The following is a 9,926-nucleotide window of genomic DNA, read 5'->3' on the forward strand; positions in this document are numbered from 1 at the left end:
GTCATCAGGGGCATGTCGCCCATGTAGACGTCCTGTTCCTTGATGTCCTTGACCGACCGGGCCCCGGTGGTTTCATCGACATCGAACACGATCAGGCGCAGCGTCACCTTCAGCGGCGCGGCATAGGTCATGTCGCGCGACTGGCATTCGTCGACGTCGTATTTCGGCTTTTCCAGCTCGTACTTGACGAATTCCAGGACCGAGGTCTCGTTGAAATCCTTGATCGGGAAGACCGATTGGAACGTGCCCTGGATGCCTTCGCCGTCCAGCGGCTTGTCGCTGTCGCCGGACCGCAGGAACAGGTCGTAGGAGGATTTCTGAACCTCGATCAGGTTCGGCATCTCCAGAACTTCGCGGATCTTGCCGAAGTAACGGCGGACGCGTTTCTGGCCAACATAAGCTTGCGCCATGTTCGTCTGTACCTTTCATTTTTCGCTGGCGCACCACCCGTCGGGCCACGGGCGCGCACCGCTTGCGAAGAGAGCGAAGGGTTCCATTCGTGCCGCCCGTCCCGAAGGGTGGCTCCCGAACCCCATCGCGTCTGGGGAGAGGCTTTCGACCCGAAAGCCCCTTCCAAGACGCGCATGGCTGGGACCGAATTCCTCGGCCCCAGCCCTGCTTTTTCGCGGGGTTGCCCCCGATGTCCGATTACTTCAGCTCGGCCTTGGCGCCAGCTTCCTCGAACTTCTTCTTCATCGCCTCGGCGTCGGCTTTCGAGACGCCTTCCTTGATCTTGCCGCCAGCTTCGGTCAGGTCCTTGGCTTCTTTCAGCCCGAGGCCCGTCAGTTCGCGGACGACCTTGATCACGTTGATCTTGTTCGCACCGGCGTCGGTCAGGACGACGTCGAACTCGGTCTGCTCTTCCGCAGGAGCGGCAGCAGCACCGGCAGCCGGACCGGCAACCATCACAGCGCCGCCAGCAGCGGGCTCGATGCCATACTTGTCCTTCAGGATGGTCTTCAGTTCCTGAGCTTGCAGGAGGGTCAGACCGACGATCTCTTCGGCGAGTTTGTTCAGATCAGCCATTTTTCAGTTCCGTTTGTTAAGATGGGTTCCAACGATGTGATGTTCAACCACACCGGGCAAAGGGTCAGGCCGCAGCCTTCTCCTCGATGGTCGACAGGATGCTCGCGATGTTCGACGCAGGCGCACCAATGGCCCCGGCGATGTTGGCGGCAGGCGCACCGATGCACGACACGATCTGAGCGATAAGCTCTTCGCGCGACGGCATGGACGCGACAGCCTTGACACCGGCCTGGTCCAGAACCGTGTCGCCCATTGCCCCGCCGATGATGACGAACTTGTCGTTCGTCTTGGCGTAGGCCTCGCAGACCTTGGCCGCAGCCACGGGGTCTTCCGAGAAGGACAGCACGGTCATGCCCGTGAGGAGATCACCCATCTTCGCAGCGGGCTTCCCTTCCAGGGCGATCTTGGCGAGCGTGTTCTTGGCAACGCGGACGGACCCGCCCACGTCGCGAAGCTTCGCGCGCAGGTCCTGCATCTGTGCAACCGTCATCCCGGTGTAGTGGGCAACCACCACAACGCCAGAGCTTTCGAAGATCTGGCCGAGTTCCTCGACCACTTTCTCTTTCTGGGCTCTATCCACAGTTTCACTCCAAGGTTGGGGGTTTCCCCCCGGCTCATGTTTGTCCCCGATCAAGTCGGGGACGTTCGGGTCCGTTTCAGGTTCCCGAAACCAAGATCACCCGGATGGGTGGCCCCAAATCTCGTTCCCCATCTCGGGCAGGATTTATGGTGTTTGCGCACCACCCACCGTCTCGGACAGAACCGGGCGTTTCCGCCCGGCTAATCCCGACCCTCGCGGATCAGGAATTTCGTAGGGTGCGCTACAGCGCACCGATCCTTCAGGCCTGCGTCGCCGACGAGATGTCGACCGACACGCCCGGCCCCATGGTCGAGCTGAGCGACACCTTCTTCAGGTAGGTGCCTTTCGCGCCCGCAGGCTTGGCTTTCGACACCGCATCCACGAAGGCGCGGATGTTCTGGGCCAGCTTGCCCTCGTCGAACGAGACCTTGCCGACGCCCGCGTGGATCACGCCGGCCTTCTCGACCTTGAACTGGACCTCGCCGCCCTTGGCACCCTCGACGGCCGCTTTCACGTCCATCGTCACGGTGCCGACCTTCGGGTTCGGCATCAGGTTGCGCGGGCCGAGGATCTTGCCCAGGCGGCCGACCAGCGGCATCAGGTCCGGGGTCGCGATGCAACGGTCGAACTCGATCTTGCCTTGCTGGATCGTCTCCATCAGGTCCTCAGCGCCGACGATGTCGGCACCGGCGGCCTTGGCTTCATCGGCCTTGGCGCCACGGGCGAAGACGGCGACGCGGACGGTCTTGCCCGTGCCGTTCGGCAGGGCCACGACGCCACGGACCATCTGGTCGGCGTGACGCGGGTCGACGCCCAGGTTCATCGCGATCTCGACGGTTTCGTCGAACTTGGCCGAGGCCGCGCCCTTGATCAGTTTCACCGCATCTTCAACGGTGATGTTCGCCTTGCCAGCGAAGGCTTCGTTCGCCTTGGCGACGCGTTTTGCAATCTTTGCCATGGTTCTCAGCCCTTCACTTCGATGCCGCAGGACTTGGCCGAGCCGAGGATGATCTGCATCGCAGCTTCCACGGAATTGGCGTTCAGGTCCTTCATCTTGGTCTCGGCGATCTTGCGCAGTTGCGCGGCAGTGATCGAACCGGCGACTTCACGACCGGGCTTCATCGAGCCCTTGGCGCGCGCGCGCTTGCCCACGGCGGGCAGACCGGCGGCCTGCTTGATCAGGAACGAGGCCGGGGCGGTCTTCAGCTCGAGGCTGAAGGACTTGTCCTGGTAGTAGGTGATGATGACGGGCGTGGGGGTGCCCGGCGGAATGTCGGCGGTCTTCGCGTTGAATTCCTTCACGAAGGCCATGATGTTCAGCCCGCGCTGACCCAGAGCCGGGCCGACCGGGGGCGAGGGGTTCGCCTGCTGGGCTTTCACTTGCAGCTTGAGGCTGCCGATAATCTTCTTGGCCATCTGGCCTCTCCTTTGTCACTGCACCCTTGGGTGCGGTTTAGTGGTCCGGTCCGTCATCCCCGATCGGGTCGGGGACGCTCGCCTCCCACGCGCTTCCTCAGGCCCCCTTGGAGACCTGAGTGAATTCCAGTTCCACCGGCGTCGCCCGGCCGAAGATCGACACCGTGACCTTCAGGCGGCTGTGCGCCTCGTCCACATCCTCGACCATGCCCGAGAAGCCCTCGAACGGGCCGTCGGTTACCTGCACCGTCTCGCCGATGTCGAAGCGGATCAGGTTGCGCGGCGCTTCCTGGCCTTCCTCGACCCGGTTCAGGATCGCGTTCACTTCCCCGTCGCGCATCGGCATCGGCCGACCTTGAGGCCCAAGGAAGCCGGTGACGCGGTTGATCGAAGAGATCAGGTGGTAGCCGCGGTTCGACATTTCCATGTGGACCAGCACGTAGCCCGGCATGAAGCGGCGTTCCGAGGTGACCTTCTTGCCGCGGCGGACCTCGATCACCTCTTCGGTCGGGACCAGGATCTCGTCGATTTCGTCTTCCAGACCGGCATCGGCGACGGCGGTCTTGATCTGCTCGGCAACCTTCTTCTCGAAATTCGAGAGAACGCTCACCGAATACCAGCGCTTCGCCATCTGCCTCAATCCTTGCTGCCGGGCCATTCGGCCCATCTTCGTCCGTCCCGGAACAAAAAACAGCGCGCACCCCGAATCGATGCGCGCCGGTGTCCCTTTGGTTGGCGCGGGGTCTACCCCCTGCCCGCCGTCAGTTCAAGAGGGAAAGCCCAGCACGGGCCGGATATCAGCCGCCGATGATGTAGTGGAGGCCGGTCCGGATCGCCAGGTCGACCAGACTGAAGAAGGTCGCGGCAAGGGCGGAGAGGATGAAGACCATGACGGTGGTCAGAAGGACCTCGCGGCGGGTGGGCCAGACCACCTTGGCGACTTCGGCGCGGACCTGCTGCAGGAACTGGACGGGATTGATGGTCGACATGGGGATTCCGGGACTAGGGTCGCGGAGGGAGATACGGGTTCGGGAGGCGGATTTCAAGCGGAAGCCGCAGGCACCACCGCCTGCCCACGCGGGACAGCGGGGCCGCCACAATGGAATCAATGGCTTGGTCGCGGACATTCAGCATCTGGAAAGGATTTGCTGCGCCGCGTCCCCGTGCGATGCGGTGTGCGGGGGAGGCCAGGCAGAAAAAGGCGCGTCCGGCGCCACCAGCAGCGCCGGACGCAAGGCCTCTGGCGCCCCCCGGGACAGGAGGGAGCGCGAGAGGCGGAAAGGTCACTTCAGGCGGCTGACGACCCCCTCGGCGAAGGCCTCGACCAGACGGTTATAAGCGCCGGTGGTGTCGGTCGAGAGGAGCACGGTCACGCCCTCGGGCGCGACCACATGCGCGTTTTCCAGCGAGACGCTCAGCGAATAGGTGTCGGTGTTCGCCATATTGGTGTCATCGCGGATCGTCACGTCGCCGACCAGCACCGCATCGCCGAGGTTCAGCTCGCGCTCGAAGGCGCTGGCCAGCTCGACCTCGCGGATGTCGACCATGATCTGCGCGCCGTCGATCTTGCCGTCATCGTCGGGCTTGGCCTCCTTCAGCGGCAGGCGGCCAGCCAGCTTGGCGACCAGCGCGTTTTCCAGATCAGTCTCCAGGTTGGCCCAGAAGGTGGCCGCCTGGGCGTCGTTCACTGCCGAGATGTCGACCGAAACGTCGACCCGGGCCACTTTTTCGACATCGGCAAGCAGCGGGCCTGCCATGACGGCGATGAGAGCAGCAGCAGCCGCTGCCGTTTTCGCATGAAACATTGGTTTCTCTCCATGGTCCTGTGATCAGGTGTATGGAGAACGAACGCGCAGGAACCGGCCGGGTTCCCGAAAGGGAACGGGCGACGGGCAGGATCTGGCCGGGAGGATGGCAGGGGCAGCAGGGCTCGAACCCGCGACCTACGGTTTTGGAGACCGTCGCTCTACCAGCTGAGCTATACCCCTACGCGGGGCCCCGGTTACGGCAGGCCGCGCGGGAGGTCAAGGGATTCTCGCAGGGCGGGGAAGGCTCCTCGATGACTTCGTCACTCGTCGCAGGGGGTCGCGACGAGAAGACGAAGTCGAACCAGGAGCAAGGCTGGCGAGGTGCAGCCGAGGGTCCTAGGGTGGCGCAAGGCAGGAGGGATATGTGCAGCCGGTCGCAGAAATCGTGACGGAATTCGCGCGCCGCCCCTGGGGGGCGGTGTCCGAGGCCGACCTCGGCGCGGCGGCACGTGTGCCGACGATGCTGACGCCGGAGGAGGGCCAGCTTTACCACTGGCTGGGGCGGCGGGCACAGGGCGATGGTGCCACCGTCGATCTTGGCGCCTATGCGGGCGGCTCGGCAGCGCGGCTGCTGTCCGGGCTGGCGCTGTCGGGGCGGGATTATCACGTCCACAGCTATGACCGCTTCCGGTCCTCCCGTGCCTTCTGGGCGCGCTTCCTGCCGGGCGAGGCCTTGCCCGAGGCTGATGATGCGGATCTGCTGCCTTTGGTGCGGCGGTATCTGGCGCCCTGGGAGGGCCATGTGACGCTGCATGTCGGCGACATCGGCCAGATGCGCTGGACGGGCGGGCCGGTGGAAATTCTCTCGGTCGATGCCGCGATATGGTCCGCCATGGCCGACCATATCGCGGCAGAGTTCTTTCCGGCGCTGGTGCCGGGGCGGTCGATCCTGATCCAGCAGGATTACCTGATGGCGGTGCAGCCCTGGCTGCCCGCGCAGATGGTCGGGCTGCGGGACTGCTTCCTGCCGCTGGCCCATGTGCCGAAGGTGGGACTGGTCTTCATGTGCATCGCCCCGGCGACGCCAGAGAGGCTGGCGGCGGCGCGGGTCGATGGGCTGACCGACGGCAAGCTGATGAGCCGGGTGCGCGAGGCGGCAAGCTGGCATGAGGGCATGGTCCAGCGCGCGCCGTTCAAGGCGATGCTGGAACAGGTGAAGGCCCATCCGGGCGTGCGGCTGGGCTGGCAGATGCGACAGGCGGCGCGGGCGAAGGGGTAGCGGGCCGGAGAGGTGCGCCCCCGGCCCGCGACATGCCTAGATACTGCCCGCGCTCATCTCGCTGGCGATGTGGTCGGCCTGGCGGATGGCGAGGGCGACGATGGTCAGCGTCGGGTTCTCCGAAGCCCCGGTGGTGAATTGCGACCCGTCCGAGACGAAGAGGTTGGCGATGTCGTGGGTCTGGCCCCATTTGTTCACCACGCCGTCCTTCGCTTCCGCCGACATCCGGTTGGTGCCGAGGTTGTGGGTCGAGGGATACGGCGGGGTCGGGAAGGCACGGGTCGCCCCCACCGCCTCGTACATCGCGATGCCCTGCTTGTAGGCGTGGTTGCGCATCGCCACGTCGTTCGGGTGGTCGTCGAAGTTGACATTGGCGACCGGCAGGCCGTGCTGGTCCTTGGTCTCGCTGAGGGTGACGCCGTTCGTCAGTTGCGGCATGTCCTCGCCCACAATCCACATCCCGGCCATGTTCTCGTAATGGTCGAGCGCGGTGGTGAAGCTGCGGCCCCAGCCGCCGGGGTTGAGGAAGGCGGCCATGAACGGCAGGCCAAGGCTGAGCGTCTCCAGTTCATACCCGCCGACGAAGCCGCGCGACGGATCATGCCGCGCCTCGTCCTGCACGATCCCGGCCATCGTCGTGCCGCGCCACATGCGGACCGGCTTGTCGAAGATCGCATAGACCGAGCCGGTGGTGTGGCGCATGTAGTTCCTGCCGACCATGCCGGACGAATTGGCCAGGCCGTCGGGGAACATGCTGGAGGCCGAGTTCAGGAGGAGGCGCGGGCTCTCGAAAGAGTTGCCGGCGACGCAGACGATGCGGGCCTTCTGCATCTGAAGCGCACCGTCCTTGTCGAAATATTCGACGCCCGTCACCTTGCCCGCCTCGTTATGAAGGATGCGGGCGACATGGGCGCGGTCGCGGACTTCCAGGTTGCCGGTCGCCTCGCCGCGCGGGATGTCGGTATAGGCCGAAGACCATTTGGCGCCCCATTTGCAGCCCTGGAAGCAGAAGCCGGTCTGCTGGCAGGACATGCGGTCGTCATAGTCGCGCGAGTTGATCGCCATCCGCCCGGTGTGGACTTCCTTGTAGCCAAGCGCCTTGGCGCCCTTCTCGAAGACCAGATAATTGTTGTTGCCGGGCAGGCCGGGGCGGTCGCCGGTGCGGGTGACGCCCAGCTTGGTCTCGGCCTTTTCGTACCAGGGCGCCATCTCGGCCCCGTCGATCGGCCAGTCCAGAAGGTTCGCCCCCTCGACCGCGCCATAGGTGGTCAGCGCCTTCCATTCGTGATCCTGGAAGCGGATCGAGGCGCCCGCCCAGTGGGTCGTGGTGCCGCCGACGGCCTTCACGATCCAGGCGGGCAACCCCGCGAAGTCCTTGTGGACCCGCCAGCTGCCGCTGGTGGTGCGGGCATCGGTCCAGGCGAGCTGGCCGAAGCTTTCCCATTCGTCGTTGATGAAGTCCTCGGGCATGTAACGCCCGCCCGCTTCCAGCGCCACGACCTTGACGCCCTTCTGCGCCAGTTCGTTGGCCAGGACACCGCCGCCAGCGCCGGTGCCGATGATGACGACGACAGAGTCGTCGTTCAGGTCGAATTTCGCAACCATGTGACGGCCCTCCCCTACAGCCAGTCGATGTCGTTGAAGCCGCGCTCGATGTAGCCGCCCTGGGAGAAGCTTTCCCCCTGGTAGCCGAAGATCGGCCAGACCTCTTTCTGGTTATAGAGACCGGTCACGAGACCCGCGCGCACGGTGCCGAAGAAGGGGGTGGCTTCGACGCTTTGGAGAAGCTTGACCCGGTCCTCCTCCCAGCCCGCCGAAACGTAGTCGGCGAAGCCTGCGGCCTTGGCGGCGGCGTCCAGCGCAGCGACGCCTTCGGCGACCAGGGCCTTGTGGTCCTCGCTGTCATAGCCCTTGACGGCCACGGCGTAGAACTGGTCGGGCACCTGGTCATGCGGGTAGATGTCGCGCGCCATCTGCAGAAGCGTCGCCATCTCGGCGGGCGTGATCACCGTCACCTCGACCGCCCAGGCGGCGTTCGGCGCGGCGATGAAGCCCGGACCGGCCACCGCCAGCGCCCCGGCGGCAAGGCTGCGCGACAGGAGCTGACGCCGGGTCAGCCCCCGAAGGTCATGTTTCGTCATGGTTTCCTCCCTTTTGTCTGGCCGGGCCGGCTGCTCAGAGGAAGCGGCCGCCCCGCTGGATGACCTCGATCTGGTAGCCGTCGGGGTCGGCGATGAAGAAGAACTTGGCGACCTGGACGTCGCCATTGCGGAAGTCGACGATCTTGCGGGGGGCAAGCCCGGCAGCGGTCAGCCGGTCGTGCTCTGCCTCGGCATCCGGGACGCTGACCGCGATATGGCCGTAGCCGTCGCCAAGATCGTAGGGCCCGGCCCGGCCCTTGTTGACGGTCAGCTCCAGCTCGAACGTCTGCTCGGCGTTCGAGAGGTAGATCAGTGTGAAGCTGTCGAAATCCAGCCGGTCGGCCACCTTCAGCCCGAAGGCCGCGTCGTAGAAGGCCACGGAGCGCGCCTCGTCCAGCACGCGGACCATGGAGTGGATGAGCTTGGCCATGGGACCCCCGAAAGTGGCGTTGATCTGGTAAGATTACCGGACCAATTTTGGGGGTAGGTAGTAGGGGAATACTACAGGAAGATTTTCCTACTCCGCGGCGAAGCGGTCGCCGGGCTGTGGCACCTGCTCCAGCTCGCCCAGGTGGATCATGCAGGCGCAGCGCAGGAGCGAGGTGAAGTTGGTGGCCTCACCCTGCTGTTCCAGCACCTCGGAATGCAGCTTGGACAGGAAGGCCGGGGTGGTGGACCCGTCCTTCGCCGCCATCTGGTCGACGATTCCCCAGAACGCCCGCTCCAGCCGGATCGAGGTGGACTGGCCGTTCAGCCGCAAGCGGCGGGTGACATATTCGTAGCGGGCCGGGTCCTGCCCGGCAAACATCTGGCACATGGCTGGCCTCCCCTGCTGGCCTTGTGGACCGGGCAAGGGTGGGGCGGAACGGGCGAATCGTCAACCGATGCGTTGCTGCGCGTCAGGCGCCGATGGGCCGGTAGCAGCGGGGCGCGGCACGGACGGTATCGGTGATCGTGACGGTCGTCACCGTCTCTCCGCCCCGGCCATTCGGGGTGCGGGTGACCGTCACCTGCGGCTCGGGCGCGCGCAGCACCAGGGTCACGGTCTGCACATTGCCCGAGATGGGAGGGACGTTCTGTTCGATCGCCTCGACCACCCCGGGCGAGAGAACCCGCACGACCATGGCCGAATGCTGCGGGCTGCCCCGGGTTTCGGTGGCGAAGGTCTCGTCGTTCGAGCCGCTGCCGTCGGCATTGGTCACGTCGGTGACGGTGGTGCGGGTCCAGCTGTAGCCGCTGAACTGCAGCACGTCCCCCGCCTGAAGGCTTGCCGTGTTGACCAGCGTGCCCCAGACAAAAGAAGCATGCGGCGAGAAATTCGGGGTCAGCCCGCGCGACGACCGGCCCCCCGCGCTGGTGACGGCATCTTCCATCAGAGTCCAGCATTCCCCGTCCCGGTATCGCCCGGTCTGGCGCTGGCAAAAGGTGACGGCATTCGCGGCATTATAGGCCATGGCAAGAAACCTCGTGATCGAAGAAAACTGGCTGAAAAGGAGTTTGTCCCGACAGCATAGCCTGTTTTCCGGAAACACCGCAAAGATTTCGGTGGTCTCGGGCGCGGGGGGAATGCCGGGTTGGTCGCCCTGAAAAGGAAAACGGCGGCCCGATCGGGCCGCCGTCCTTTTATCTGCCTTGCAAGGCGGGGGAGAACCCGCCTGACAGCCCTCAGGCGAGGATTTTGGAGACGACGCCTGCGCCGACGGTGCGGCCGCCTTCGCGGATGGCGAAGCGCAGTT

At 65.1% G+C, this 9,926-nt stretch carries 15 protein-coding genes and 1 tRNA gene; 1 reads left to right on the forward strand and 15 read right to left on the reverse strand.

Annotated features, from left to right (window positions below):
* The 9 genes from V7Q39_RS15920 to V7Q39_RS15960 form a co-directional block, all read right to left on the reverse strand.
* The coding region (locus tag V7Q39_RS15920; protein ID WP_333817595.1) for a hypothetical protein at nt 1-410 on the reverse strand (410 nt) is incomplete at its 3' end.
* A gap of 238 nt (nt 411-648) precedes the next feature.
* Nucleotides 649-1,026, reverse strand: a complete 378-nt coding sequence (rplL, locus tag V7Q39_RS15925) for a 50S ribosomal protein L7/L12 (protein WP_333817596.1) — start codon at nt 1,024-1,026, stop codon at nt 649-651.
* A 64-nt stretch (nt 1,027-1,090) separates the two neighbouring features.
* Entirely contained in the window at nt 1,091-1,606 is a 516-nt protein-coding gene (gene rplJ / locus V7Q39_RS15930) for a 50S ribosomal protein L10 (protein ID WP_333817597.1), read from the reverse strand.
* Between the two features lie 259 nt (nt 1,607-1,865).
* Entirely contained in the window at nt 1,866-2,564 is a 699-nt protein-coding gene (gene rplA / locus V7Q39_RS15935) for a 50S ribosomal protein L1 (RefSeq protein WP_333817598.1), read from the reverse strand.
* Between the two features lie 5 nt (nt 2,565-2,569).
* Nucleotides 2,570-3,022, reverse strand: coding sequence for a 50S ribosomal protein L11 (gene rplK / locus V7Q39_RS15940; protein ID WP_333817599.1), 453 nt, complete (start codon nt 3,020-3,022; stop codon nt 2,570-2,572).
* A gap of 97 nt (nt 3,023-3,119) precedes the next feature.
* Complete coding sequence (gene nusG / locus V7Q39_RS15945; RefSeq protein ID WP_333817600.1) at nt 3,120-3,653, reverse strand: transcription termination/antitermination protein NusG; 534 nt, start codon at nt 3,651-3,653, stop codon at nt 3,120-3,122.
* Nucleotides 3,654-3,819: 166 nt separating this feature from the next.
* On the reverse strand, nt 3,820-4,011 hold the full coding sequence (secE, locus tag V7Q39_RS15950) for a preprotein translocase subunit SecE (protein ID WP_333817601.1): 192 nt from the start codon (nt 4,009-4,011) through the stop codon (nt 3,820-3,822).
* 294 nt (nt 4,012-4,305) lie between these two features.
* Nucleotides 4,306-4,827, reverse strand: coding sequence for a hypothetical protein (locus tag V7Q39_RS15955; RefSeq protein ID WP_333817602.1), 522 nt, complete (start codon nt 4,825-4,827; stop codon nt 4,306-4,308).
* Nucleotides 4,828-4,934: 107 nt separating this feature from the next.
* Nucleotides 4,935-5,010: transfer RNA gene (locus V7Q39_RS15960), tRNA-Trp, on the reverse strand.
* Between the two features lie 184 nt (nt 5,011-5,194).
* On the opposite strand from V7Q39_RS15960, the gene V7Q39_RS15965 reads away from it, so the two are divergent.
* Entirely contained in the window at nt 5,195-6,049 is an 855-nt protein-coding gene (locus V7Q39_RS15965; protein WP_333817603.1) for a hypothetical protein, read from the forward strand.
* Between the two features lie 36 nt (nt 6,050-6,085).
* Here the strand turns inward: V7Q39_RS15965 and V7Q39_RS15970 are convergent, their stop codons facing one another.
* The 6 genes from V7Q39_RS15970 to V7Q39_RS20625 all read right to left on the reverse strand — a co-directional run.
* Nucleotides 6,086-7,654, reverse strand: coding sequence for a GMC family oxidoreductase (locus tag V7Q39_RS15970; protein ID WP_333817604.1), 1,569 nt, complete (start codon nt 7,652-7,654; stop codon nt 6,086-6,088).
* A 14-nt stretch (nt 7,655-7,668) separates the two neighbouring features.
* Nucleotides 7,669-8,190 carry a Twin-arginine translocation pathway signal gene (locus V7Q39_RS15975; RefSeq protein ID WP_333817605.1) on the reverse strand — a complete coding sequence of 174 codons (522 nt, stop codon included), beginning with the start codon at nt 8,188-8,190 and terminating at the stop codon, nt 7,669-7,671.
* 34 nt (nt 8,191-8,224) lie between these two features.
* Entirely contained in the window at nt 8,225-8,620 is a 396-nt protein-coding gene (locus V7Q39_RS15980; protein WP_333817606.1) for a VOC family protein, read from the reverse strand.
* A gap of 87 nt (nt 8,621-8,707) precedes the next feature.
* Nucleotides 8,708-9,007, reverse strand: coding sequence for a ribbon-helix-helix domain-containing protein (locus V7Q39_RS15985; protein WP_333817607.1), 300 nt, complete (start codon nt 9,005-9,007; stop codon nt 8,708-8,710).
* An 82-nt stretch (nt 9,008-9,089) separates the two neighbouring features.
* On the reverse strand, nt 9,090-9,644 hold the full coding sequence (locus V7Q39_RS15990) for a hypothetical protein (protein WP_333817608.1): 555 nt from the start codon (nt 9,642-9,644) through the stop codon (nt 9,090-9,092).
* A gap of 211 nt (nt 9,645-9,855) precedes the next feature.
* The coding region (locus tag V7Q39_RS20625) for a hypothetical protein (protein WP_134059749.1) at nt 9,856-9,926 on the reverse strand (71 nt) is incomplete at its 5' end.

This window comes from Tabrizicola sp., from assembly GCF_036781545.1.
Taxonomy (GTDB): Bacteria; Pseudomonadota; Alphaproteobacteria; order Rhodobacterales; family Rhodobacteraceae; genus Tabrizicola.